At 69.9% G+C, this 25094-nt stretch carries 18 protein-coding genes and 7 pseudogenes; 13 read left to right on the top strand and 12 right to left on the bottom strand.

The window, feature by feature from the left end; genetic code table 11:
- Window positions 1–145: 145 nt before the first annotated feature.
- From ABZY13_RS26375 to ABZY13_RS26365, 3 pseudogenes are all read left to right on the top strand, one after another.
- A pseudogene (locus ABZY13_RS26375) lies at window positions 146–793 on the top strand (transposase); the annotation flags it as partial.
- A pseudogene (locus tag ABZY13_RS26370) lies at window positions 748–1161 on the top strand (transcriptional regulator); the annotation flags it as partial. The pseudogenes ABZY13_RS26375 and ABZY13_RS26370, both read left to right, overlap by 46 nt.
- A gap of 347 nt (window positions 1162–1508) precedes the next feature.
- Window positions 1509–1592 (top strand): annotated as a pseudogene (locus tag ABZY13_RS26365) (AAA family ATPase); the annotation flags it as partial.
- A gap of 103 nt (window positions 1593–1695) precedes the next feature.
- Here ABZY13_RS26365 and ABZY13_RS26360 read toward each other — a convergent pair.
- The 6 genes from ABZY13_RS26360 to ABZY13_RS26335 form a co-directional block, all read right to left on the bottom strand.
- Window positions 1696–2916, bottom strand: a complete 1221-nt coding sequence (locus ABZY13_RS26360) for an FAD-dependent monooxygenase (protein WP_356634915.1) — start codon at window positions 2914–2916, stop codon at window positions 1696–1698.
- Window positions 2913–4310: an MFS transporter gene (locus ABZY13_RS26355; protein ID WP_356634913.1), complete on the bottom strand. Its 1398-nt coding sequence runs from the start codon at window positions 4308–4310 to the stop codon at window positions 2913–2915. Before ABZY13_RS26355 ends, ABZY13_RS26360 begins: the two co-directional genes overlap by 4 nt.
- 81 nt (window positions 4311–4391) lie before the next feature.
- Complete coding sequence (locus tag ABZY13_RS26350) at window positions 4392–6923, bottom strand: ABC transporter permease (RefSeq protein ID WP_356634911.1); 2532 nt, start codon at window positions 6921–6923, stop codon at window positions 4392–4394.
- Window positions 6920–7747, bottom strand: a complete 828-nt coding sequence (locus tag ABZY13_RS26345) for an ABC transporter ATP-binding protein (protein ID WP_356634909.1) — start codon at window positions 7745–7747, stop codon at window positions 6920–6922. Before ABZY13_RS26345 ends, ABZY13_RS26350 begins: the two co-directional genes overlap by 4 nt.
- 132 nt (window positions 7748–7879) lie before the next feature.
- Entirely contained in the window at window positions 7880–8554 is a 675-nt protein-coding gene (locus tag ABZY13_RS26340) for a response regulator transcription factor (RefSeq protein ID WP_356634907.1), read from the bottom strand.
- A gap of 12 nt (window positions 8555–8566) precedes the next feature.
- Window positions 8567–9799: a histidine kinase gene (locus ABZY13_RS26335; protein ID WP_356634905.1), complete on the bottom strand. Its 1233-nt coding sequence runs from the start codon at window positions 9797–9799 to the stop codon at window positions 8567–8569.
- Between the two features lie 245 nt (window positions 9800–10044).
- Here ABZY13_RS26335 and ABZY13_RS26330 point away from each other — a divergent pair, with 245 nt between their 5' ends.
- The gene (locus ABZY13_RS26330) at window positions 10045–10950 is read left to right on the top strand and encodes a Rieske (2Fe-2S) protein (protein ID WP_356634919.1); all 906 of its coding nucleotides are present in this window, start codon (window positions 10045–10047) and stop codon (window positions 10948–10950) included.
- A gap of 418 nt (window positions 10951–11368) precedes the next feature.
- Window positions 11369–11478: pseudogene (locus tag ABZY13_RS26325) on the top strand (IS5/IS1182 family transposase); the annotation flags it as partial.
- A gap of 63 nt (window positions 11479–11541) precedes the next feature.
- On the opposite strand, the pseudogene ABZY13_RS26320 reads toward ABZY13_RS26325, so the two are convergent.
- Window positions 11542–11835 (bottom strand): annotated as a pseudogene (locus ABZY13_RS26320) (site-specific integrase); the annotation flags it as partial.
- A 282-nt stretch (window positions 11836–12117) separates the two neighbouring features.
- On the opposite strand from ABZY13_RS26320, the gene tgmA reads away from it, so the two are divergent.
- Genes tgmA through tgmC form a run of 3 tightly spaced genes read left to right on the top strand, consistent with a single transcriptional unit; the run spans window position 12118 to window position 14545 of the window.
- Window positions 12118–12483: a putative ATP-grasp-modified RiPP gene (gene tgmA, locus ABZY13_RS26315; RefSeq protein WP_356634903.1), complete on the top strand. Its 366-nt coding sequence runs from the start codon at window positions 12118–12120 to the stop codon at window positions 12481–12483.
- Window positions 12480–13427, top strand: a complete 948-nt coding sequence (gene tgmB, locus ABZY13_RS26310) for an ATP-grasp ribosomal peptide maturase (protein WP_356634901.1) — start codon at window positions 12480–12482, stop codon at window positions 13425–13427. Before tgmA ends, tgmB begins: the two co-directional genes overlap by 4 nt.
- Entirely contained in the window at window positions 13424–14545 is a 1122-nt protein-coding gene (gene tgmC, locus ABZY13_RS26305; protein WP_356634899.1) for an ATP-grasp peptide maturase system methyltransferase, read from the top strand. Before tgmB ends, tgmC begins: the two co-directional genes overlap by 4 nt.
- A 20-nt stretch (window positions 14546–14565) precedes the next feature.
- Here the strand turns inward: tgmC and ABZY13_RS26300 are convergent, their stop codons facing one another.
- A complete protein-coding gene (locus ABZY13_RS26300) occupies window positions 14566–14697 on the bottom strand; it encodes a hypothetical protein (protein WP_356634897.1) in 132 nt (43 codons plus the stop codon).
- 416 nt (window positions 14698–15113) lie between these two features.
- Here ABZY13_RS26300 and ABZY13_RS26295 point away from each other — a divergent pair.
- Both ABZY13_RS26295 and ABZY13_RS26290 read left to right on the top strand, forming a co-directional pair.
- A pseudogene (locus ABZY13_RS26295) lies at window positions 15114–15701 on the top strand (DUF4157 domain-containing protein); the annotation flags it as partial.
- A gap of 146 nt (window positions 15702–15847) precedes the next feature.
- On the top strand, window positions 15848–16408 hold the full coding sequence (locus tag ABZY13_RS26290; RefSeq protein WP_356634895.1) for a hypothetical protein: 561 nt from the start codon (window positions 15848–15850) through the stop codon (window positions 16406–16408).
- Window positions 16409–16896: 488 nt separating this feature from the next.
- On the opposite strand, the gene ABZY13_RS26285 is transcribed toward ABZY13_RS26290, so the two are convergent.
- Entirely contained in the window at window positions 16897–17367 is a 471-nt protein-coding gene (locus ABZY13_RS26285; RefSeq protein WP_356634893.1) for a DUF6415 family natural product biosynthesis protein, read from the bottom strand.
- A gap of 693 nt (window positions 17368–18060) precedes the next feature.
- On the opposite strand from ABZY13_RS26285, the gene ABZY13_RS26280 reads away from it, so the two are divergent.
- Window positions 18061–20544, top strand: a complete 2484-nt coding sequence (locus tag ABZY13_RS26280) for a SpoIIE family protein phosphatase (RefSeq protein ID WP_356634891.1) — start codon at window positions 18061–18063, stop codon at window positions 20542–20544.
- A gap of 282 nt (window positions 20545–20826) precedes the next feature.
- On the opposite strand, the gene ABZY13_RS26275 is transcribed toward ABZY13_RS26280, so the two are convergent.
- Window positions 20827–22062 (bottom strand): serine hydrolase domain-containing protein, encoded by a 1236-nt coding sequence (locus ABZY13_RS26275; RefSeq protein WP_356634889.1) that lies wholly within the window; start codon window positions 22060–22062, stop codon window positions 20827–20829.
- 330 nt (window positions 22063–22392) lie between these two features.
- Window positions 22393–22620, bottom strand: coding sequence for a helix-turn-helix domain-containing protein (locus tag ABZY13_RS26270; protein WP_356634887.1), 228 nt, complete (start codon window positions 22618–22620; stop codon window positions 22393–22395).
- Between the two features lie 300 nt (window positions 22621–22920).
- On the opposite strand from ABZY13_RS26270, the pseudogene ABZY13_RS26265 reads away from it, so the two are divergent.
- Both ABZY13_RS26265 and ABZY13_RS26260 read left to right on the top strand, forming a co-directional pair.
- A pseudogene (locus tag ABZY13_RS26265) lies at window positions 22921–23148 on the top strand (SDR family NAD(P)-dependent oxidoreductase); the annotation flags it as partial.
- A gap of 97 nt (window positions 23149–23245) precedes the next feature.
- On the top strand, window positions 23246–23713 hold the full coding sequence (locus ABZY13_RS26260) for an SDR family oxidoreductase (RefSeq protein WP_356634885.1): 468 nt from the start codon (window positions 23246–23248) through the stop codon (window positions 23711–23713).
- 627 nt (window positions 23714–24340) lie between these two features.
- Here ABZY13_RS26260 and ABZY13_RS26255 read toward each other — a convergent pair.
- Complete coding sequence (locus ABZY13_RS26255) at window positions 24341–24601, bottom strand: WGxxGxxG family protein (protein WP_356634883.1); 261 nt, start codon at window positions 24599–24601, stop codon at window positions 24341–24343.
- Window positions 24602–25094: the final 493 nt, after the last annotated feature.

Here is a 25094-nt window from a genome sequence, read left to right as displayed (position 1 = left end):
GCTGCGGCCGGACGCTCACACCTCGCCACAGCGGATACTGTGCCACACCTACGGACGCGGCAAGGACCAGCACATCCCCGTCCCCGGCTGGCCCTGCTCCGTCATTTGCGCGCTCGAGCCCGGCCGCAGCTCGTGAACCGCACCGCTGGACGCGCTGCGTCTGGCGCCCGGGGACGACACCGCGACCGTCATCGCCCAGCAGTTGCGTGAGCTGCTCCAGCGCCTGATCACGGCAGGACAGTGGCAGACGGGTGACCCCGACGTCCTCGTCAGCGCGGACGCCGGATACGACGCACCCCGCCTGGCTCACCTCCTGCGGGACCTGCCCGTGCAGGTGCTGGCCCGAATGAGGTCGGACCGCGTTCCACCCCGCCGACCCGGCACGATGGGCCGCCCGCCCCGCCACGGCGGTGAGTTCGCCTTCGGCCAGCCCGACACCTGGGGCACCCCGGACACCGAGACCGTCACCGACACCCGGCTCTACGGCACCGCCCTGGCTCGCTCCTGGAACCGGCTGCATCCCAAGCTGACCCACCGCTCCTCCTGGGCCGCGGCCGACGACACCCTCCCCATCGTCGAGTGCACGGTGATCCGCCTAAGTCGACGACCCCATGGCCCCGGCGCACAGGTTAAAGATCAAGCTAGTACTGCAGTCAGAAAGTTCGACCGGGAGACCTACCGCCGGCGCAACCTCGTCGAACGCTGCTTCAACCGGCTCAAGGGCTTCCGCGGCATCGCGACCAGGTACGACAAGACCGCCACCTCATACGAGGCAGCGGTCAGTCTCGCGTCGCTCAGGGGAAGCGGTTGTACGGAGTGTCGGACACGGACGTCTTCGCCCGCATTTCGACGCGGCGGCTGCGCGCCGCCGCCCGCTACCCCGACGATCCGGAGGTCGCCGAGCTGGTAGCCGAACTCCTGGACGGAAGCGAAGAGTTCACCCGCCTGTGGCAATCCCAAGAGGTGTCCGCCGAGCTCACCCTGTGCAAGACCTTCCAGCACCCGCTGGTCGGCCCCGTCACCGTCAACTGCGACGTCCTCGACATCACCGACCGCGATCAGCATGTCGTGATCTACACCGCGGTCCCAGGCTCGCCCTCCGAAGAGGCTCTACGGCTGCTGTCGGTCATCGGCACACAGCGCATGGACAACACGCGCTGAGCCACACCGGCCGCACTTCAACGTCCCCTGGTGTGGACCGACGCCGGTCAGCATCGCCCGCGCGCTTCTGAGTCCTGCCCTGCACGGCACGACCCCTGAGCGAGCGTCCAGCCCGGGACTGCCTGCGCGACACAAAGCAGCACGGGCGGCTACGTGCACGTCGTACGGCGGCGCACCAACGGCTGGGACGGCGCGTTCGTCGGTGGCGACCTGGAGCCGGCCATCATCACGGCGAACATCTCGGTAAGGCGTACACGTTGGTACACGATGATGCGTCAGGCCGTGATGGAGCCGGAGACTGTCGCTTTGTTCGTCCGCGGCCCCCGCCGCACGACCGTCTGTGCTGCACGCTCGCCACGAAGCTGGACAACGAGCTCGTCGAGGTTGCTGACGAGAGACAGCTGAACAAGACGATCGCCTGTTACGGCCGCGCGTCGACCCGCGATGACCACACGACACGGGTCGGTGACGGAACGGCTCGACTCATTCCAGATGGAGTTCCATCAGCCAGCAGGGCCCGACCCGGCTCGCCGGTCATGCCGGGCGCAGGGGCTCGAGCAGAGTGAGCGCCGCATGAGCCAGTTTTCCCTCCGTCGGGGGCATGGCGCTGAGGCTGCGCAGTCGTTCGTTGCGCTGCTCCAGGGCCTGGGCGGTGGTGGGGAAGAGGGTGGCGCCGCCCTGGCCGACCAGCTCCTGGTTGGCGGTCACGAACTGCCGGGTGTCGCGTTCGTAGGCGGCAAAGCCCGCACCGTGACCCCGGTCCACGAGGGAGCCGGCGAGCATGTACGCGCCGACGAGCGCGAGGCTGGTGCCCTGGCCGGTGAGGAATGAGGGCGCGTACGCGGCGTCGCCGACCAGCGCGACCCTGCCGCTGGACCAGCGGGGCATGCGGATCTGGCTGACCCCGTCGAAGAACAGGTCCTCCGCCTCGCGCAGGGCGGCCAGCATGCCCGGGACCTCCCAGCCCGCGTTGGCGAAGGCCTCGGCGACCAGGCCGCGTTGGGCCTGCGGGTCCCGGAAAGCGTCCATGGGCGGCTCCGGCCGGGCGAAGTTCAGGAAGGCGTGTACCTCGTCGTCGTCCCCCACGGCGTAGAGTGCCGCGGCCCTGCCCGGGGCGTTCCACATGACGGTCTCGTGGGAGAGCCCGAAGGTGTTGCGCATGGTGAACACAGCGAAGCAGTAGCCGAGGTAGCGGTGGAACTGCTTTTCGGGGCCGAACAGCATCTCCCGGGTGCGCGAGTGCATGCCGTCCGCACCGAACACCATGTCGAACGTACGGCTGCCGCCCCCGCGGAAGGTGACGTCGACCCCGTGGTCGCTCTGGTCGAGGGTGTCGATGGAGTCGTTGAACAGGAACTCCACATCGTCACGGACCGCCGTGTACAGCGCTTCCGTCAGATCTCCGCGCCGTACCTCCAGGTCCCGTCCCGCGACGCCGCCGGTGACGGCATGCGGGTGCAGGGAAGTCACCTCGCTGCCCTCCGAGTCGAGAAAGGTCAGCCGCCGCAGGTCGATGTGCGCCTCCCGCAGCCGCGGCAGGATCCCCATTCTCCGGACGACTTCCAGTGCGGTGCCGCGCACGTCGATGGGATAGCCGCCCCCACGCAGGGTGGGCGCCTTCTCCACGACCGTGACCGCGTATCCGTAGCGGTTCAGCCAGAACGCGAGGGCGGGCCCCGCGATGCTGGCCCCGGATATCACGACCTTGCGCTTCGGCGTGCTGCGGACATCCGTCCCCTGATCGGTGAGCGTCATGCCTTGACTCCTTTGGTCATGGTGCGAGTGACGAACAGGGCCAGCGACGTGATGACGCCGGCTATGACGAAGCCGGTGACGTAGGCCGATTCGGCCGCGACCTCAGACCCGGAAGGGGTTGCGGCAGTGAGGAGCGCACCACCGAGCTGCCCGCCCACGGCGTAGCCGAGTACGCGGCTCACCAGGATCAGGCTGGTGGCGATGCCGGTGTCCTTGGCATCGACGGCCGTGGCGGTGCTGGTCATCATCGCCGTGACGCACAGGCCGTTGGCCAGCGCGATCAGCGCCTTGCCGACGACGACGTGCCAGACCTCGGTGTGCACGGACGCCAGGACGACCAGGGAGACGGCCATCATGACGACCCCGGTGTTGACCACGGCACGCGGGCCGAAACGCCGGTCCCCGATCCCGCCGAGCGGCCCGGCCAGCGTCGCGGCGACGGCGCCGGGCAGCAGGAAGAAGCCGATCTCGGTGGCGCTGGCGCTGAATCCGTACCCGTCGCCGCGCTCGTCGAGCAGCTGCGGAACGAGATAGACCGCCATCGAGGTGCCGAGGCAGATCACGAATGTCAGCGCACACGCCTTCCAGATCGCGGGTCGTGCCAGCATGTGCAGATCGATCATCGGAGAGGCCGCACGCCGTTCGACGGACACCCAACCGGTGACGAAGACGGCCAGAAACAGGACGAGGGCGCCGAACACGAGTGGTTGCGAGGCCGCTTCGGGCGCCAGCGCGAGTACGAGCATGAGCGTGACCAGCATCCCGCTCAGGAGCAGCAGGCCGGGCCAGTCGATGCCGGCGTCGTCCGACCCGCCCGGCTGATCGGACGGCATGAGCCTGTCCACAAGCAGGGTGGACCCGATGACCGCGATCGTGGGCAGCGCGAACATCCAGTGCCGGGAAAGCCCTTCCGCTACCGGCCCGGCCGACAGCATGCCGACCATCCCTCCCCCGACGAAGAGTCCGCTGACCACCCCGATGGCGACCTTCGACTCTCCCGGGGGCAGGTTTTTGCGCACGACGATGAACGACAGGGGAAGCGCGCCCACCATCGCCCCTTGCAGCACCTGCCCGAGCAGCAACACGGGCAGGTTCGGGGCCAGGGCGGACACCGTGCCGCCGACCGCGACGACCGCCATCAGCCGGATCAGGACCCGTTTCCCGCCGTAGCGGTCGCCGAACTTGCCTGCCAACGGCGTGATGAGTGCCCCGGTGATGAGGAGCACGATGCTGAGCAGCGCCCCTTCGGACTGGCTCATGTCCAGTTCGCGTTCCAAAAGCGGGATCGTCGGTGACACCACCGACTCCAGAGCGCCGGTGGACAGTGCCAGTAAACCGAGGGCTCCGACAGCGGCCTTCCCGATGGGGACCGGGGGAGCCAGGGTTGTGGTCATGAGGGTCCTTTCCGTCATTGCCGGGTGAGGAAGGGGGCAACGGGGGGTACGCACGGCATGTGGCGCTGCCGCCCGGATGGGTTAGGACCAGCGGCGCAGCGCGGCCCGGGCCGGCAGCGTGACTGCCAGCTGGGCCAGGCCGCCGACGGCGACCGCGAAGCATCCGTACACCAGCGGGGGCACGTACGGCATGTCACCGGTCACGCCGCTCATCATCGGGATCAGCGTGGCCGCGGCGATCGCGGAGCCGAGGAGCAGACCCACCACGGCGACCAGCAGGCCCTCCCAGCGGAGCATCGTCATCACCTGACGCCGGGTGGAGCCGACCAAGCGCAGCAGGCCCAGCTCGCGGCGGCGGTCCAGGACCGTCATCACCAGGGTGTTGACCGCGGCGACGGCGGCGAACCCGCCGAGGACCGCGGCCATGGTGTTGTTCATCCAGGCGCCCAGCTTCGCGTCGCGGTTCTGCTCGGTGGCGTAGCCGGAGGCGTCGATGACCTCGCCCAGGGCGGTGAGCGACTTCTCCGAGCCGCCCCGTACCAGCAGCGTGCTGTCGAAGCCCGAGGTGACGTGCCCGGTCAGGGACGCCCGGTCCATGGTCACCGTGGCCAGGCCGAGGCCGCGGCCGTAGACCGCGATGATCTCGGGGCTGACCTCCGTCCCGTCGGGGAGGTGGAGCGGGAGCCGGTCGCCCACACCGGCGTCCGCCGAGGTCGCCAGGGTCTTGTCGATGGCGATACGCCCCTCGCCGAGCCGGTCGAGGCTGCCGTCGTGTACGTCCAGGTCCTGCACCTTCGCCAGCTCGGCGCCAGAGCCGGTGACGCCCTGGGCGGCCGCGCCCTGAAGCGACTTGAACTCGCCGGAGCCGGTCGGCACCAGCACCTGCGTGTTCAGCAGCCCGATGGCCGCCTCCACGCCCGGCGCGCGGGCGGCGCGTGCCACCGCGTCTACCGGGAGCCCGGCCGGGTCCGTCACCACGTGGTCCGCGGTGATGCCCGCGCGCAGCTGCTTGTCGGCGGCGTGGGTCTCGCTCGTGTGCATGAACACGAGAGTCGAGGAGAAGGCCACGGCGAGCACGATCGGGGTGATCGCGGAGGCGAGGCGGCGGGCGTTGTCACGGGAGTTGGCGGCCGCGAGCTCGGCGGACGGACCCGCGCCGCGCAGCGGGAGGCCGAACAGGCCGGCGCACAGCCGTGCCACCAGCGGGCCGAGCAGCCCGACGGCGAGCATGAAGAGCAGGACGACGCCGAGGGCGGCGCCGGCCGCGTCGTCTCCGGCGGAGCGGGCGGACACGCCGGTGAGGATCGTGCCTCCGACGAGGGCGCCGACGCCGAGGAGGATACGGACCAGACCGGGCCGCAGCCGCTCCACCGACGCGTCCGACAGCGCCTGTCCGGGCTTGATTTTCGCGGGCCGGTGCCCGGCCATCCAGCCTGCGCCGAGCGCGGTGAGCAGCCCCATGACGACGGCGGCGAGCAGCGCAAGCCCGGAGACGTGCAGGTTTACGGCGCGCGGGATGGCGCCCCGGTCCTGGAGCTGCCCGAACCACCAGTGGGCGAGCCCGATGCCGGGCAGGCAACCGATGATCCCGGCGAGCGGCGCGACGAGCAGTGCTTCGGAGGCGACCGCGCGGCGGACCTGCCGCGGGGTGGCGCCGACGGCGCGCAGCAGGGCGAACTCGCGGGCCCGCTGACCGACCGAGAGCGCGACGGCTCCGGCGGCCGTGAAGACCGCGACGATTGCGGCGATGGCGCCGAAGGAGCCGCCGATTCCGAAGAGCGTCACCTTGGCGTACCCGAGACCCGGGTCCTCGACGGCACCGCGGTCGTCGCCGGTGTGGACCTGGACGCCTGAGCCGGCCAGGGCTTGCTTCACGGCGCCGGCGAGGGCGTCGGCGTCGGTACCGTCCTCCGCCAGCACGACGACGGCGTCGGCCTTGCCGGGATGCCCGGCGAGCATGGGGGCCTGGGTGTCGGCGAACCAGGTCAGGGCACCCGCGTCGCCAAAGCCGCGGGCGGTCTCCGCAGGGCCGGCCTCGGCGACGCCGGCGACGCGGAAGTCCTGCCGGCCGGCGGCGGTCTCCAGTACGACGGTGTCGCCGACCGCGGCGTGCGCGGCGCGGGCCGTTCCCGCGTCGAGGACGACTTCCCCCTCGCGTGGTGCGGAGCCGGTGGTCAGCGAGGTGCCGGTGAAGGTGTGCGAGCCCCATCCGTGCCCGGTGAGCACACCCCCCGGAACAGTCAGTGCACGGGCGTCGGCGTCCGTCGCGCGCACCGGGAAGGTGAAGTCCGCGACGGCGGTGGCCGCACCCGGTGCCCCGGCGGCCTTCGCAGCCACCCCGGCGTCCATCCGTGCCGTGTCCGGCAGGGGCGTCGCCTCTTTTTCGCGGTCCTCGCCGCTGCCGGTGACGACGTACGTGTTCTGGTCCGCCGCCGCGACGACCGGCGCGTTCGCGTACCGTTCGGGCGGTACGGAGGCGCGCAGGCTGGTTTCGAGCAGGATTCCGCAGGCCGAGACGATCAGTGCGGACATCAGCAGCGCGAAGAAGGTCCCCGCGAAGGACGCGGGCTTGAAGCGAACGGCCTCACGGGCGAGTCCGTTGGGGCGCCTCATGCCGCCACCCCCGTCATCGCACCGGAGCGGGAGGCGCGCGAGGTGAGCACGGCCATCCGTGCCGCGATCTGCTCCGCCGAACCGCGCTCCAGGTGGTCGGCGAAGGCGCCGTCGGCGAGGAAGAGCACACGGTCGGCCCAGGCGGCCGCGGCCGGGTCGTGGGTGACCATGACAACGGTGGCACCCAGAGCGTCCACCGCGTTGCGCAGCAGGCCGAGGACCTCGGCGGCGGTGCCGGTGTCGAGGGCGCCGGTGGGTTCGTCCGCGAAGATCACGTCGGGGCTGGTGACCAGGGCGCGGGCGACGGCCACGCGTTGCTGCTGACCGCCGGAGAGCTCTCCGGGCCGGCGCTTCGCCTTGTCGGCGAGTCCGACCTGGGCGAGCACCGCCTGCGCCTGGCGCCGGTCCTGGCGCTGCCCGGCCAGGCGCATGGGCAGCAGCACGTTCTGTTCCACGGTCAGCGACGGCAGCAGGTTGAACGCCTGGAAGACGAAGCCGAGGCTGCTGCGGCGCAGCTCGGTGAGCTCGTTTTCGCTCATGCCGGTGATCTCCGCGCCGCCGAGGCGCACGGATCCCGCCGTCGGCCGGTCGAGCCCGGCAGCGCACTGCAGGAAGGTGGACTTGCCGGACCCGGACGGGCCCATGACCGCGGTGAACGTGCCTCGCGGCAGGGCGAGGTCGATGCCCGCGAGGGCGTGCACCGTGCCCGGCCCGCGGCCGTACTGCCGCCACACGTCGCGGAGTTCGACGGCGAGACCGGGTGTGGCGGCCGCAACCTCGGGCCGGTTGTCCGCCTTCTGCCGCCTGCCCCTGCGTAGCCTCATGTCCCGTCTCCCTCTCCCGTGCACTTTGTGTGACGGGTGAAGAGTGCGGGGACGGCCGAGTGCCGGGCGTCATACCGGGGAGCCAATGTGGGGGTGCTACCGCGGTAGGGGGTGGAGGAGGGGCCGGGGGGCCTAGTCGCCCGGAGCGACCAGCCCCGACTCGTAGGCGAAGACCACCGCCTGGGCGCGGTCGCGCAGGCCAAGCTTGGTCAGGACGCGGCTGACGTGCGTCTTCACCGTCTGCTCAGCCAGCACCAGCGTCTGCGCGATCTCCCTGTTCGACTGCCCGCGGGCCACCAGCGTGAGGACCTCGGTCTCGCGTTCCGTCAGGCCTTTGAGCCGCAGCGCGGGCTTGCCGCGGGCGGCGGGACGCTGCTTGGCGAAGTCCGCGATGAGGCGGCGCGTCACGGAAGGGGCGAGCAGCGCGTCACCCGAGGCCACGACGCGGACCGCCGCGATGAGGTCGGCCGGCGGCGCATCCTTGAGGAGGAACCCGCTCGCGCCCGCCCGGAGCGCCTCGTAGACGTAATCGTCGACGTCGAAGGTGGTGAGCATCAGGACGCGCGGCCGGTGTGTCACACCGGGTGCCGGCTCCAGGAGGCGGCGTGCGGCCTCCAGCCCGTCCATCTCGGGCATCCGCACGTCCATCAGCACGACGTCCGGGTGGGTACGCCGGCTCAGCTCGACGCCCTGCGCGCCGTCGGGGGCCTCGCCCACCACGTCGATGTCGCTCTGGGCGGCCAGCAGGGCGGCGAAGCCGGCCCGCACCATGGCCTGGTCGTCGACGATGATGACGCGCGTCGTCACGTGAAGTCCTTTTCAGTCACGGAAGTTCAGGGGAAGTCGGGCGGCGACCCGGAAGCCGCCGTCCGGCAGCGGCCCGGTGTCGAGGCTGCCGCCGACGAGCCGCACCCGCTCGCGCATGCCGACGAGGCCGTGCCCGGTGCCGCCCACCTCGAGCGGCCCGTTGGGCGGCTGGGGCGGCGGTCCGTTGACGACCAGGACGGTGAGCCGCGCACCGTCCCGCGGATCGGACTCCGTCACCGACAGCGACACCTGCGTGCGGGCACCCGGCGCGTGCCGGACGACGTTCGAAAGAGCCTCCTGGACGATCCGGTACGCGGACAGGCCGACCGCCTCGGGCACCTCGACGTCGCAGGGGGTGAACTCCACCGGCCCGCGGGCCCTCGCCGTCACTTCCACCAGCTGTCCGATCTGCGCCAGGCCCGGCTGGGGCACGAGCTCGCCGTGCGCCTCCTCGTTGCGCAGCACGCCGAGAAGCCGTCGCATTTCGCCGAGCGACTCGCGCGCGGTCGCCGCGATGGACGTGAACTCCTTGCGCACGTCCGGCGGCAGCCTGTCGAGGCGGTACTCCGCAGTGTCCGCCTGTACCGTGATGACGGACATGTGGTGTGCCACCACGTCGTGCAGCTCGCGGGCGATCCGGGCGCGCTCCTCTAGCAGCGTCCGCCGGCCACGTTCGGCCTCGCTGATCGTCTCCTGCTCGACCAGCCTGCGCTGCACCTCGGACCGCTCGCGCAGCGCACCGCCCAGCAGGAGCGCGACGCCCCCGAGGATGGTGAACAGCAGGCCCATGGCGCCGAAGCCATGGGGCGCGACGAACCCCAGGGCCACGTTCGCGGCGGCCGTGGCCAGCCACACCAGCAGCAGTGTCCGGCGCCGCTCGAGCAGCCCCAGGGCGAAGCAGATGCCGACGTACCCGACGATCTCCATGGGCGGGAATGGCCACAGCAGCCGCTCCGGGAAGTCGACGGTGAGCAGGGCGAGCGCCCCGGCGACGTCCGCGACGAAGACCACGTACCAGGCCTGCAGCGGCCGTACGACGGCGAGCAGCAGCGGCGCGGCCTGCGCGATGGCCAACCCGCCGGCGACGCCTCCGGTCAGGCCGTAGTCGGCGGTGAGGACCACAATGGTCGTGGGCAGCAGGGCGACGCACAGCACGAATGCCACGGCCCACGGCAGCAGCCGCACCCATCGCTGCGAAGCCCCCGCGAGCAGTGCGCGCGTGCGTTCCTCCCCCACTGAGGTCATGGGCACCAGCCTATGTGCGCCGCGACGGCGTCCGCAGTGGCGCAAGGCGTCGGCTCCTCATATGTCGGCCAGGTCGTGCCGTGGGTGAGCAGCTGCGCGGTGGCAAACGAGTTTGTCTCGTTTTCGGGCAGCATCTGGCGGGTTACATGGGTTTCATGAATACATTGCGGGCGTTCGGGCGGGTGGCCTCAGTGGTGCAGGGCGTTTTGCCGTCTGGGACGGGGCCCGGCCGGATTCTGTCGGCCATGGACCGGCTCGAGCGCTACCCGGGAGCCGACGGGCTCATCGACGAAGTACGGCGGGCCGTGCGAGCAGTCCCCCTTGGACGTGGCCGGGACTTCTTGCACGGGCGCTGGCTGGGACACCCGATCCACCCGCTGATGGTCCAGGTTCCCATCGGCACCTGGCTTTCGGCGGCTGTACTGGACCTGCTACCCGGGGCACGGCGGCACGCGCGCGCCCTGGTGGGGGTGGGTCTGGCGGCTGCGCTTCCCGCTGCGGTGGCCGGCTGGAACGACTGGGCCGAGCTGCGCCGTCCACACATGCGCGTCGGCTTGGTCCACGCTGCGACCAACCTCAGTGCAGTCGCGCTCTATGCGGGCTCGTTCGCCGCCCGGTCTCAGGGGCGTGTTCGCCTGGGCAAGGCGCTGGGGTTCGCCGGGCTGTCAGCCATCGGCATCGGCGGCGCTCTGGGCGGTCACATGGCCTACCGGCAGGCATCCGGCGCGAACCATGCCGAGCAGGTCCCTTATCTGGTGAAGCCTGGCTGGCACAGGCTTGGCGCTATGGCCGATATCCCGGTGGGCGAGCCCGTTCGCCGCCGCGTCAACGAGGTGCCGGTCGTCGTTGTCCGTGAGGCCGGCGGGAGTGTCCACGTGCTGGCCGACCAGTGCAGCCACATGGCCGGCCCGCTGTCGGAGGGCGAGGTCCACGACGGATGCATCCGCTGCCCCTGGCACGGCAGTGTTTTCCGGTTGTCGGACGGCTGGAACGTCGGCGGCCCGGCGACCGCGCCGCAGCCCGCCTTCGACACCCGCATCGTCGGCGGACACCTGGAAGCACGGCTGGCAGACGCGGAGAAAGCCGGTCCCGGCACAGGAGACCGCCCCGCAGACGAGCACCCCACGGGCAACGACGTCGCAGCGAGCTGAGTGCCGCGGGCAACAACGCAGCGCCGCAAGGGGCGGTCAACGCGATCAAACGACTGACGTCGTGGGAACCGCCATCAACATCCATCGGCCGCGGGTCGACAGGAGCAGGCCGGTCTCCAGTCGGTCAGTGCCAACTCGGCACCGCCGTCGTACCGCAGCAACGACCAGGCAAGCCGCCAGCACCGCGACCCCTGCTACCGCCACCGTCCGGCTGCTCGGAGCGTGGGAGCCGACGGCGAGAGGTCACGGACCCGGTCGAGCGCGCTGAGCGGAACACCAGCCAATGCGTTGACGGGAGGTCGACGTGACACCGCTGAGTGCGGGTGGGATCGACGTTTCAACTCATCAGCGTAGGCGCCTCGTTGTTTCCCATCCTGCCGCACCCGACCTCCCGCACGCCCTGGTCGAGTGGGTAACCATGCTTATCATCACCGTGAGGGTGACCGCCCGTGCATGCTCCTGCCTCACCAGCGTGCTCTCGTCGGCCTGGTCTACCTTCGCAGGCACGACACGCTCGCGCAGATCGCCGCCGACTTCAGAACGCCAGGAGCGTACCCGTCCTCGCCGACCGCGCCTACATCGGGGCCAGCTGGCGTAGCTGAAAACTTCTCTGATCACGACGAGTTCGACGCCCCGTTCCAGCAGCAGGGTGATGGTGGAGTGGCGGAGGTCGTGGCAGCGAATGCGGAGGAGCGTGGCGAAGACGCGGGTGAGATTGGTCGGGTCGATCGCTCTGCCCTGCGCGGTGGTGGACGCGGCGAGTGGGGAGGGTGATGCGGCGTTCGGAGGCCCGTGTTTTGGTGGCAGCGTGGTGAGTCCGCCAGAGTTGGTGCGTTGGGGGGTTCGGCGGATGGCGGCGGTGCCTGCGTCGAGAGCCAGGCACTCCACGGGTCGGCGGCGTTCTGGCACACGCATTCGGACGTCGGACTGGCTCACGAAGCGCCTGTGACCCGTCTGCCCCGGCTGTGCAGAGCGGGCCAAGGGCCTGCTGACCTGACGTCTCCTTGCCAACATGCAGCGATACAAGGTGTCCGGCTTAATAAGCTCTTGCCGGGTTGTCCGGATGCCGTACGGTCTGGAGCATCGGTCACGCGGAAAGCTCTGCCGGTTTCATGAGTGTTCCCTATCCGGTGGACAGGCGGAGCTGAGGCGGGGGTCACGCTGCAAATGGAGGTCACATCGTCCGTGGGGAGCGTGTGGCCCGTGACGGTGGTGAGTCCGGCGAAAAGGGGGAGACGTATGTTCGTTCACTCTGATCGTTTACCGCTTGCTCCTGCGGTCCCGCAGGGAAGGATCACTCAGAAGCCGTGGGGGATCAGCCGTATGGCGGCCTACCCGACGATGGCTCCCGGGTATGCCAGGGTCGAACTGGATCCGACCACGCAGGCCGCCGTCTATTTCGACTTCACCGGTCAGGTTATGGAGATGCCGGGACACGGCACCAGCACGGGCACGAGCCCTGCCACGGGGACCAGCCCCGACGGTAACGGCTCCACGCAGGACAGCGACACGGGCAGTGACGCCGACCAGTGAGTGACCCAGGTCCGGTGCTGGTCGTCACCAGCCTGCACGATCCCACCGCCGACGTGGTGATCCGCGAACTGCACGACCGGGACGTCCCGGTCGTGCGACTGGATTCAAGTGACTTCCCTGCGTCGCTGTCGGTGGAAGCCGAAATCAGCGGTCACGGTATGCGCGGCCACCTTCACACGCCGTCCCGTACCGCGGATCTGGCCAACGTACGTGCCCTGTACTACCGCCGCCCGACCGGCTTCGCCTTCCCGCACCTTGACGAGCAGGATGCCCGGTTCGCCCTCACTCAGGCCAGGTACGGGCTCGGCGGAGTTCTCGCGTCACTGCCCGACTGCCTCTACGTCAACCACCCGCACCGCATCGGCGACGCCGAGTTCAAGCCCTCCGGACTGGCGGCAGCGGTGGACGCCGGCTTCCAGGTGCCTCCCACACTCGTCACCTCCCGTCCGGACGCCGCCAAAGCGTTCATCAAGCGGCACGGATCAGTCGTCTACAAGCCGCTGCACAACCCGGTGTACCTGGTCGACGGCGTCTCCCACGTCGTCAGGATCGCCGAGGTGACCGCCGAGGACATCGACGACGATGTGGCCGGCACCGTGCACCTGTTCCAAAAGCGCGTGGCCAAGACGGCGGACGTGCGCGTCACCGTCATTGGCTCTCACATCTTCTGTGTCCGCATCGACTCCGACCTCCTGGACTGGCGCACTGACTACAGCCGCCTGTCCTACAGCCCGGTGAAGCCGCCCCGAGGAATCGAACACAGACTCCGCCGGTACATGCACCATTTCGGGCTTGTGTTCGGTGCCTTCGACTTCTGCGTAGGCGAAGACGGCACGTGGTGGTTCCTGGAATGCAATCCCTCCGGCCAATGGTACTGGCTGGAACCTGAAACCGGTCTGCCGATGTGCGCGGCCCTGGCAGACCTACTGGAGAGGAAAACGTGAACGACCAGGACCACCTCAGCAAACAACTCATCGGCGTGCTGACAGCCAACGGCGTCCTGCGCACGCACGCATGGAGCCGCGCCGCCGAAGCGGTCCCCCGACACGAATTCCTACGCGGCGGGTTCTTTCGCCGGGTGGACAACACGGTGCCGACGGCGTGGGCACCTGTTTTAGAATGGGAAGCTGGCTGGCTCGAAGCCTGCTATACGGACGAGTCCTTGGTGACCCAGATTGCAGGCACCATCGTGCCAAGAGACATCCGCGGTCACATCATGCGCCAGCCAACCAGTTCCAGCACCCTCCCCTCCCTCGTCCTGCGCATGCTGGAAGACCTGCACGTCGAACCGGGAAACCGGGTCCTGGAAATCGGAACGGGCACCGGCTACTCAACGGCACTGCTCTGCGCACGACTGGGCGAGCAGAACGTCACCTCGATCGAGTACGACGAAGACGTGGCCGCGCAAGCACGAACGGCCCTCGGACGACTGGGCTTTTACCCCACGCTTGTCAGCGGCGACGGCCTGCTCGGTTATGACGACGGGGCACCGTACGACAGAACCATCGCCACGTGCGGCGTGCAAACAGTGCCCTCTGCCTGGATCGAACAGACCCGGCCCGGTGGACTGATCCTGACGCCTGTCGGCGGATGGCTCAACGCCTGCGAACTCGCACAACTGACGGTCCACGACGACGGCAGCGCTTCCGGCCCGCTCCTGAGCGGCCACGTGAGTTTCATGCTGGCCCGACCACACCTGCCGCGTCCGCTCGGACTGCTTCCCGACCTCAGCGCGGGCAAAGAACGCGAGACCACCACAGGGGCCGATGCCTTGAACGACTGGACAGCCCGCTTCATCCTCCAATGCGCCGTGCCGCGTGCACAGCAACTGACCGTGGAACGCGACGGCCACACCGAACACGTACTGATCGACGTCGAGTCCAGTTCATGGGCTGCCCTCCACGAGGACAACGGCCGCTGGGTTGTACGACAGGACGGCCCCGACGCCCTCTGGGATGCGGCCGAAGAACACCTCGGCCGCTGGCACGCCGTTGGCAAACCTGCGGTGGAGACGTTCACCCTTACCGTCACCCCCGATGGCAGGCAAACCGTCCACTGGTGAATGACTTCCCCGCTCGACCATCACGACATGGTCGTACTCCGGTCCCTTGGCGGTGGAGGCCGGCACCAGGGTGAGGCGGGCTCGGCGAGTGGGGCCCAGGTGGCGGTGACCACAGCCACCTGGGCCCCGGCGGCGGCGTGCTGGGCAAGCACGCCGCCGGTGAGGAGGGACTCGTCATCCGGGTGAGCGAAGACACGAGCAGACTGGGCAACACGGGGCAGCCAGGACGGTGGCCCTGTCCGGCCGGGTAGGGGCGGAGGATGGACGGGCGTCCTGCGACCGAGATTTTTACTCGGCGGACGAGCGCAGTAGTTGGCGGATCTTGCTTCCGTAACGCCGTGTTGTTGAGCCGTGACACGCTAGTTGGAACCTGGCCGGGAGAACTGGAACCAGTGCGGTCGGCGCCGCTCAGGCCCTGTCCGGTCGGTCTTGCCGGACAGGGCCTGAGCGACGGTGGCGTCGATCCGAAGCCGGTCGGCCGGTGTGACACCGGCGGGTCCCCCGGAGTTTGCCCCCGACACTGCCCCTGTGGTCCTTGCGCGGCCCACGGCATCCGCCGTAGACCGGCATGGACACACAGCGACCGCGGTGCGAACCGCCTGTCCAGGAGGTGGATGTGCACGCGCATGGCCCGAAACCGCGGAGCGAGTCCGAGCGCCGCGACCGCGGCCGATCGACCGCACGGCGGCAGTCCGCGCCGCCGGACCCCCGCTCGCTCGCCGCGCTGCAGCGCAGCATCGGCAACGCGGCCGTCGTCCGACTGGTCGGGCGGCACCTGGAGCCGGAGGAGGCACCGGTCCAGCGCTCGACGGTCCACCAGGTACTGCGGTCGCCGGGCCGTCCGCTGGCCGACGGCGTGCGGACGGAGATGGAGGCCCGCCTGGGCGCCGACTTCAGCAGCGTGCGGCTCCACGACGGCCCCGCTGCGGCCCGCTCGGCGGCCGAGATGAGCGCCCGCGCCTACACCTCCGGCGAGCACGTCGTGATCGGCCACGACGGCGGCGACAAGCACACCCTGGCACACGAGTTGACCCATGTCATCCAGCAGCGGTCGGGCCCGGTGTCCGGCACCGACCACGGGGACGGACTGTCGGTCAGCGACCCCGGCGACCGGTTCGAGCGCGCCGCCGAGGCGAACGCCGTCCGGGCGCTGAGCGGGCCCGTGCCCGAAGCCGCCGTCCAACGGGCCGCCGCCCACTCCCCGTCCGCAGCGCCGGAGCTGCCGGTGCAGCGGGCGTTCACCGGCGCTCCGTACGTCACATACGGCGGGGTGAACGGCAACGGCGTCGGGATCTGCTGGGCATGCGGGACCAGCTGCTGGCGATCATCGGCGGCCGGGAGGGGCGCGTGATGGCGTTCTCCGCGTTGGCGGACGCGACCAGCGTGCCTTCCGTTGGCCGGGCCACCATCGTCCGGCTGCTCTGGCACCGCGAACTTGACGTTGATCTGGGCAGCCCCTTGCGCGACAGCTCGCTGATCTGGGGGGGCGTGATGGCGGCGCGGGCGTTTTTGCAGATCGCACCGGGCAGGCGGGTCGCGCTCAGCGACGTCGAGTGGACGGTTGGGGATGTCCACGGCCAGTTCGGACGGCTCGTGCCCGTGGATGGCGGCGGTCACGCTGAGACCCGCTCCTTCCGCTGGCTCATCAACCACGCCGACCTGCGACTCCTTCCGGCTGCCGAAGTGCCTGGGCGGCCGGCGCCGGTCTCACGGCAGCCGAGGACGCTGGCCGACCTGACTGCTCGTCGAGACTCCCGAGGCTGCCGCACACCCCGAACTGCAGCAGATCGAGTACTCGCTGAGGACGTCCCAGCTCAGCGTTGTCGAGAACAACAGCGGTGGCTACAACGCTGTCGATGCTGACGGCAATTGGGTGTTCCGTGCGCCGAGGGCGCAGATGTGGAATTCGGCGGGCTCCAGCGTCACCCCACCGATGGTGGAGAAGTCATCCCTGAGCGCTGCCGCCTCGTCGGAGCCTGGTGAGGGGGCCGACGACGGCGACCCCGGCGTCGAACCGATGGCCGGTGACATGGTGAAGCCGATGGACGTCACGGTTGACGACGATTCGCTCACGGTCACGCCCGACCCGGGTCTGCTGGCGGACACCGAGGCGCAGCACTTCCCGCTCTCTATCGATCCCTTGGTGACCTGGGGGGAGGCTGAGCGAACCCTGTTGAGGTCGGACGGCTATGAGTCCTACGGGTGGGGCAGCGGAGACGACAACCTGGGCAAAGGCGTCGGCAGGTGCGGCACCTGGGGTGGCTACTACTGCGGACCGGGTTACACGCAGCGCCTGTTCGATGTGAGCTGTTCGTGGGGGGGGGCGAGCGAGCAGCGGGAGCGTCGTGACGTTAGGTGTACTGAGAGGGCGTGCATCGCAAACGGTCCAGGTTGGCGTAGAGGGCGCGCACGAGGCGGGCACGATTTTGTACACAGCGCCTCGTGCCCTCCGGCTTCAGGGACAACCGACCGTCCGCCTCGCGCAGGACCACGTCGGCGAGCAACCGGGGCTCGCTGCCTCTCGGCCACTGGCCGACGCAGCGCTCGACGCCGGCCATGACCGCGCGAGCGTGACCGGTCAACTGGAGGGCGATCTGCTCATAGTCGCGCGGTGTCAGTGGGTCAGAACCCGCCCACGTGAGGACGGTTTCGACGAGCCTCTCATATGGTTCACGGTCAAGCGGAAGGTGCCCTTCGAACAGACCGTCAGGGTCGTGCAGAACCGTGTGTGTGCTGGTGTGCGCACAGAGCCTGGCAGCGCGGGCTCGACCGGGCGGTTGGTCGGCGGTGGTCTGCGGGTATTCCGTGTCGTCGTCGGACATGTCGTTCCAGCCGGTGGTCTGCTCGGCAAGGAACCGAGCGAAGGTGTGGGCCGTTCGGGCGAGCAGGGCCGGGGAAGGATTGCAGCGGGCGCAGGAGACGGGTCTGCAGCCTTGAGAGGCCGGGACGGCGGTATCCGTGGGTAAGCGCATGCGTCCTTCCCAATACATCGTTCCGTCACGAAGATGTTACAGAGCGTCAGGGGTGATCGGTAGGGGGCGCCCCCGGCCCGGATCGCGGTGTCGGCGGTCGACGGCTGCGCCGACTCCGCAGTCTGACGGGCAACTCCTTCGGTGGTCCCGGACAGGCGGACACCAGACGTATGTCCACTTTGAGTGATTACTCTGGATTCTGTGGACTCGCATCCGACTCATCCGGGCAGCGGCGACCGGACGCCGCCGTCTTTCGGGGTGCGACCGGAGATTCTGGCCTCCTGGCAACGCTCACAGTCGCTCGGCATTGACCGTGACCGGGCTGCCCTGCCGATCGACGACAACCTGGATCCCGACGCGCGACTGATGAGGGCGGCCGCTCCGGTGCTGGACCGCTTGTACGAGCAATTCTCCGGCGTGCCGGTGACCGTGGCGCTGGCCGACTCGCAGGCGCGCATCGTGCATCGGTGGGGTGGCCCGGCAGGGTTGAAGCTGATGGACGCGGCCTCTCTGGTGCCGGGTGCCAATGTCGATGAGCGGTTCATGGGGACCAGCAGTGTCAGCATGGCGCTCAGCACCAGGGCGCCGTTCGTGGTCGTCGGCCATGAACACTTCCTGCACGACCTCAAAGAGCTGACCTGCATGGCCGCGCCGGTGCGCGACCCGGTGGGCGGCACTGTGCGGGGCGCGGTCAACCTCTCCGTGCCCCGGGCGCTGGCCGACCCCACCATGGCACTGATCCTGCAGGACGCCACCGAACGCATCGGGGTGCGCCTGCTGGAGATGAGCTCGGCCCGCGAGCGCGAGCTGGTGGACTCCTTCCAGCGGGCACGGGAGCGCGGCAGGCATGCCGAGCTGGACCTCAGCTCGGGGGAGCTGTCCGCACTCGTGGGACCGCCGCCCTCGCTGGCCTCGCAAGAGCGGCTGATACTGCTGGAACGCGCCATCGAGCTGATCTCCTCGACCGAGGAGACCTTCCTTGAGGTACCTCTCGCGGGTAGCCGTGTCGCCATGCTGCGCCGCCGGGAGCTGCATCACGGCGACGCGGAGGGCGCAGCCGTCGAGGTCAGCTTCGAGGACATCCGCGACAAAGGAGCACCAAGTCCAGCCATCGCGACAGCCTTCAATGGTCATCGTGCGCAGCTCATGAGCTCTCCCAGCGCGACGGAGGCGACTGCACCCAAGGCAGCAGGGGATCCGCACACGGTGACACCGGCCGACGCCTGGCTGCTGATGGTGGGCGAACCGGGCGTCGGACGCCTCGCAGCCGAGGCGCGTGGGCGGCTGTCTCTGCTGAACGAGGCAGGCAACCGGCTCGGCACCACCCTGGACATGCGGCGCACCGCCGAGGAACTCGCGGAGATCGCCGTGCCCCGCTTCGCCGACCTGGTCGTCGTCGATCTGGTGGACAGTGTTTGGACGGGCGAAGGTGCACCGCCCGGACAGTCGAGTTCCGACGCGGCGCTGCGCCGGGCGGCCGCCCGGGCCGACGGCATGGTTCCCGACGCCTGGACCGGCGGTGTGAACGAGCCGGTGCACTACCCCGCCGGCACCCCGCAGGCACGGTGTCTGGAGACTGGGCAGCCGGTCACGGACTCGGTGTGGGCCACCGTCCCGGCCGAGTCCTCGGCGGGCCGAGCACAGCCCGTCGACCTGCTCGGCGAGGGCATGCACTCCTACCTGGGTGCTCCGCTGTCCGCGCACGGCTCCATTCTGGGCCTAGCGGGGTTCTACCGCCGTGGCAGGACGAAGCCGTACGAGCAGGACGACCTGACCCTTGCGGAGGAACTGGCGGCCCGGGCCGCGATCAGCGTGGAGAACGCCCGTCACTACCGCAGGGAACATCACGCCTCCCTCACCCTGCAGCGCAGCCTGCTGCCGCAGGTCCTGCCCCAGGTCAGCGCCGTCGACCTCGCCTCCCGCTATCTGCCCGCCGACGCCGGGGCAGGGGTGGGCGGGGACTGGTTCGACGTCATCCCGCTGTCCGGGATGCGCGTGGCGATGGTCGTCGGGGACGTGCCAGGAAACGGTCTGCAGGCCGCAGCGACCATGGGCCGGCTGCGCACGGCAGTGCGAACGCTGTCCGGGCTGGACCTGCTGCCCGAGGAAGTGCTGGCGCACTTGGACGACCTGGTCAGTCGCGCCACCGGCGAAACGGCCGACGAACCGGACCCTGCCACCGGGACGACCTGCCTCTACGCGGTGTACGACCCGGCCTCCCGCAGGTGCACCGCTGCGCGGGCCGGCCACCCGCCCCCCGCTGTGGTGACGCAGGGCGGCACGGCACGGCTGATCGACCTGCCGGCCGGACCACCGCTCGGGCTCGGCGGCATCCAGCCGTACGAGTCCTCCAGCGTCGACCTGCCGACGGGCAGCCTGCTGCTGATGTACACCGACGGCCTGCTCAAAGAAGGCCGCGGCTACGGCGACACCGACGCCCGCACCGAGGAGCTTCTGGCCTCGCTGGTCGGTGCCGGTCCGCAGCTGCAAGACGTCTGCGACCGGGTGACGGACACCATGCTGCCCAACGGCGCCCACGACGACGTGGCCCTTCTGCTGGCTCGTGTGCATGCACTGCCCGAGGACCAGGTGGCGTGCTGGGAGCTGCCGGCCGAACCCTCGGCAGTGGCCCGCGCCAGAGCCCTGACCAGGGCCCAGCTCGCCGCCTGGAACCTGCCCGAGCTGGACTTCAACACCGGGCTGGTGGTCAGTGAACTGGTGACCAATGCCGTGCGGTACGGCGGCCCGGGGCCGGTGGGCCTGCGGCTGCTGCGCGACGACTCACTGATCTGCGAAGTCTCCGACCGCAGCAACTCCTCTCCCCGTATCCGGCGGGCGGCCACGACCGAAGAGGGCGGACGCGGCCTGTTCCTCGTGGCACAGTTCACCCGCAGCTGGGGAGCCCGCTACATGCCGCGGGGCAAAACGGTATGGGCCGAACTGAATCCGCACGCGCAGCAGCCTGCCCCGGAGGCGGACGAACAGGCGCTTTTCGCCCTCTTCGACGACCGCGGCGCCGACGGTTGAGACGTGCGCAGCCGCGTTGGTGCCCACCCGCCTGGCCCAGGCGACGCCCTGTGCCGGAACGTGCCGGAACCAGCGCACGACAGGCCCGATACCCGACGACAAGGGCGCGGCCATACAGTGGTTGCCGCGTGGCCGGAAGGCCGCTGCCCTGATCTGGCGGCTTCCAGGACAGCGGCAGCGATGGTGTGGACCCCGGCCGGACGGGGGAGTCTGGCCAGGGCCGCGGCCGCCACTGGGGCGGCGGGCTGCGGCCGGTGTGCCCTGCGCGTGCCTGATGCCGCGTCAATCAGTACCGGCGCACAAAGCACGGTCCACAAGCCCCCGTACGGCCCGCTCGGCGGCGAGCAGCCGCTCGTCGCTGGTGCCGTTGGCGACGACGATGACCGCGCGGTGCCCGTCTGCGGTGAAGCCGGTGCGCACCGTAAATCCCTCCAGGTCCCCTCCATGGCCCCAGGTGTCGCCGTCGCACGTCAGCGGCTGCCGCATCAGTCCCAAGCCGTACTGCAGGCCTGGGAACCCCAGTTGGAAGTTCTCGCTGACGGGCACGGTCCTGCGCATCTCCGCGAGCTGGGCAGGACGCAGCAGGTGCCCGCCGAGCAGGGCGGTGAAGAAGCGGTCCACGTCGCGTTCGGTGCCGATGAGGGCAGCTGCTGCGTCCATCCTGGAGATGTTCCTGACCGTGGTGTCCGTCCAGGTGTCCGCGCCGGGAAACAAGTGGTAAGTGTGGGCGTGCGGTGGCTTCAGGTACGGGTCGTCGCCAGGGGCATAGGTGCCGGTGAGGCCGAGCGGGCGGATGACGCGGTCGCGCACCTCCTCGGCCCAGGGCCGCCCGGTGGCCTTTTCGATGATCATGCCGGCGAGCACGTATCCGGTGTTCGAGTAGTTCCATTCGGGCTCGGGCCCATGGTCTGGTGCGGGCAGGAAGTCAGGCTGGTGACGCAACGCGCCGGCGACCAGTTGTTCGGCATCCCAGTGCTCGAATCTCGTCCGCTCGAAATCGGCTGCCGTGTTCCCGGCGTCCTCCTCGGGGCCGTAGTTGTGAATGCCGCTGGTGTGCTGCAGCAGATGCCTGACGGTGATGAGACTGCCGTCGTTGTCGTTGCCGCGAACCAGGCCCGGCAGCCACCGCTCGACGGTGTCGTCCAGAGACACACGTCCCTCGGCGACGAGTTGCAACACCACAGTGGCCACGAACGTCTTGGTGACACTGCCCATTCTGAACTCCGCCCCGCGCGGCACAGGGCGGCCGGTGTGCAGCTCGGCCTCGCCCGCCCGGGCCCGTACCGTGCGAGTGCCGTCGCGCACCATCACCGCAACGCCGACGAACCCGCCCTCGGCGAGGACGCGGGCCGCCTCGCGTTGGAGCTGCCGGGAGGTGAGCCGGCCGTCCGCGGAAGCCGAGGACGCCGGGTGGGAGCCGGCCGCAGTACCAGGCGCGAGTGCCGTGGACGCGACCGCGGCAGCGAGCAGAGCGACGCTGACAAGGCGGGCTCGAAAAGCCTTCTTCGTTGCCTTCATGCCCCCACACTCTGCCCAAGAGGATCGGCTGCGCCCATGGCGGCAGCCTCCGGAACAGAGGTGGGGATACCTCCAAGACGCGAGCGGCTCTGCCGATGGTGACCGAACTGCAGAATGCGGATGAGGCGAGCCATCAGCCGGACTCGGCAAGCGCATCCCCGCGTTTGGCACGGACCCGTGCCGGGTTTTGGACGGACCGCCCCGGCGCCGCGCTCACCCGGAAGATGCGGGCACCGGCCGCGTGACGCATCCGGGATGCGGCCGGCGGGCGGTTGTACACGGCTGGTCGGCCGAGGCTTCGCGAAACGACCGCGCCCGCAGTCCAGTCGGTCACCGTCCCTGCAAACGGCCCGCGTCTTCGAGACGCCGGCGCGGACGGTCCCCTCCGCGGCTGCGCAGGCTGACGTCCGCCTCGCTGAGCACCCGGTGGACGAACCCGTAAGACCGTCCGTGCGCCTCGGCGATGGCCCGTATGGAAAGGCCCTCCTCGTACTGCTTCTTCATCTCCCGCGCGATCTTCTCGCGGGCCGTGCCGGTGATCTGCTTGCCCTTGTCCATTGCTCGTCTCCTCCAGTGATCCGAACCGTCCGAGCACCGTCTACCCGCGTTGGGGGACGAGCCACGTCCAATCGGTGGCAGCGGTGGCAGCGGCAGTGGGAGAAGTCGGTCCCCGGCTGTCACCGACCCGGTCACACCGGGTGAGCGTGCCGTCGAGTAGGACGTCCTCGGGACCGGTAGCCCGCAGGACCCGCGTGTCGGCTGGTCTTCGCCGCCCCGTCCGCATCTGTCGCTAGCGTGACCGGGACAGCGGCCGGGCTTCCCCGGCGTGAAGGAATAGCGGCGAGGGGTGCGAACGACATGACGTTCACGCGCTGGGAGGACCGGTCCGTCATCGTGACCGGGGGCACGCGGGGGATCGGACTCGGTATCGCCGAACTCTTCGCACGGCAGGGTGCCGCCGTGCTGCTCACAGGCCGCAACGAGGAGAGGGCCCGCGAAGTGGCGAGCGACATGGCTGAGGTCACCGGCGGGCAGGTCGTGGGCATGGGCGTGGACGTACGGCAGCCCGGACAGATCGAGAGGATGGCAGCCGAGGCCGAGCGGCAGTTCGGCGGAATCGATGTGCTGTGCGCCAACGCGGGGAATCCCGCAACGTTCGCTGCGCGAGCTGACCGCCGACGACGTGGACGAGGTCTTGGAGGTCAATCTCCGGGGCTCCATCCTGTCAGTGCGGGCCTGTCTGCCCGCGATGCAGCGGGCCGGCCGCGGCCGGATCGTGTTGACCTCCTCGATCACCGGCCCGACGACTGGCTACGCCGGGTGGTCCCACTACGGGGCCAGCAAGGCAGGACAGCTAGGTTTCCTGCGTGGCGCGGCTTTGGAGCTGGCACCGTACGGCATCACGGTCAATGCCGTCCTGCCCGGGAACGTGCGCACCGAAGGGCTGACCGGCCTCGGGCCGGAGTACCTGCGCCGGATGACCGACTCCATCCCGCTGGGACGGCTCGGTGAGACGCTCGACATCGCGCACGCCGTGCTCTTTCTCGCCTCCGACGAGGCTTCCTTCGTCACTGGCCAGTCCCTCACCGTCGACGGTGGCCAGACCCTCCCTGAATCCCTGGATGCCTTCACCGTACCCGCCAACCCCTGACCTGGACCGCCCGGCCTTCGGGCCCTCCATCGCCAGCGGGAACGCATGGTCGGCCCCCGGATGCGCCCCAAAGGTCCGCAAACGTGCCCGCACAGCATGGTCCCAGCCTGCTGCCTCAGCCGGTGTCGAAAGCGTTCGGTGGCCGGGGGAGGGGCAGGCGGTGATCCCCTTGGCCGCTTGTCGGTCGGCACAGCGTGGATCGCTGGTCTTGGCGGAACCAGTCGGATGGGTGCCCCCGCACGAGGTACGGCGGACGCGTGCCCGACGAGCGCCAGGGCACGGCGAGGGCCTGGCGAGCGAGGGCGACCACTGGTGGACCTGACTGGTGGACGGTCGCTTGCAGTCGGCGTCTCGCAGCGACCCGAGGCGCTGCACGGGCCTCCTCGGCGTGTGACAGGCCCTGAAGGGGCACTGAGGCTGCCGCCCGGGGGCTTGTTGCACCGTGGGTGCCGCGATGATGACGCACTGAGCGATAAGCCGCTCCGCCCCGGGGCAGCGCGCGGGAGCCGATGGTGAGGGTGCCGCGGGTCGTGCGAAGGTCTGGCAAAGGGGGAGGGCAGTCCTACCGGCGTGCTCGCGGCGGATGGCCCGTCTCGAGCGTCTTTGCCGTCACGCTGCCCCGCAGCCTCACATGCCGGTGGAACGGGTCGGTCCCTGATGGCGGTCGCGATCGCGGTTCTTGCGCCACGGGATGAGGCCGAGCAGGCCGAGCAGGCCGAGCAGGCCCCACAAGCCCATGTCGTCGTCCTCGTTCTGATTCTGCTGGGCTTGGACAGTTGCCGTGGTAAGTGGCGGCGTTTGCACAGAAGCGTTCTGGCTCATAGCCGTTCCTGCCGGTGCGAGGGCGAGCACAAGGGCGATGAGTGCTGTGCCGACGAGTTTGCGCATGGTTTCTCCTTGTGTGGGAGCTGTTTGTTCCAGCAGTCGCTGTGTCGCCTTGATCCTGTAAGGAAATTAATGCACATTTCGCCCGTATATGCATGAAAAATCTCCGACGGTGGGGTGGCAGGGGACGACTGCGTCCAGGCCGACGGGTCGCAGGACGCGCGGGACGGATTCCTGGGCGGCGGTGATGCGCGGCCATCCGCCCGCGCTGCCCGTCCGCCGGTGGGGGGGCGACGAGGATGCCGATGCCGCTGGAGTCCATGAAGGTGACGTATCGGAGGGTCGCCACGATCCGGGTGCCGGGGTCGCGTCCGGCCCGCGGGGCCTGGCTGAACCGCCCGGTGCCGTCGTGGTAGATCTCGCCCCGTACGGTCACGACGCGGACGCCGCTGGGGGGGGCTCGACGGGGGGCCAGCCGTCTCCCCTCTCGGCATGTCGCTCGCGGTCTCCTCGACTGCGCCGGGACGTGCTCAGGCGGGGCAGGCGCACGGAGTTC

This window comes from Streptomyces sp. NPDC006610 (assembly GCF_040611575.1).
In the GTDB taxonomy this organism is placed as follows: domain Bacteria; phylum Actinomycetota; class Actinomycetes; order Streptomycetales; family Streptomycetaceae; genus Streptomyces.
The sequence above is the reverse complement of the archived record's forward strand: the minus strand, read 5'-3'. Positions and strand labels throughout refer to the sequence as shown.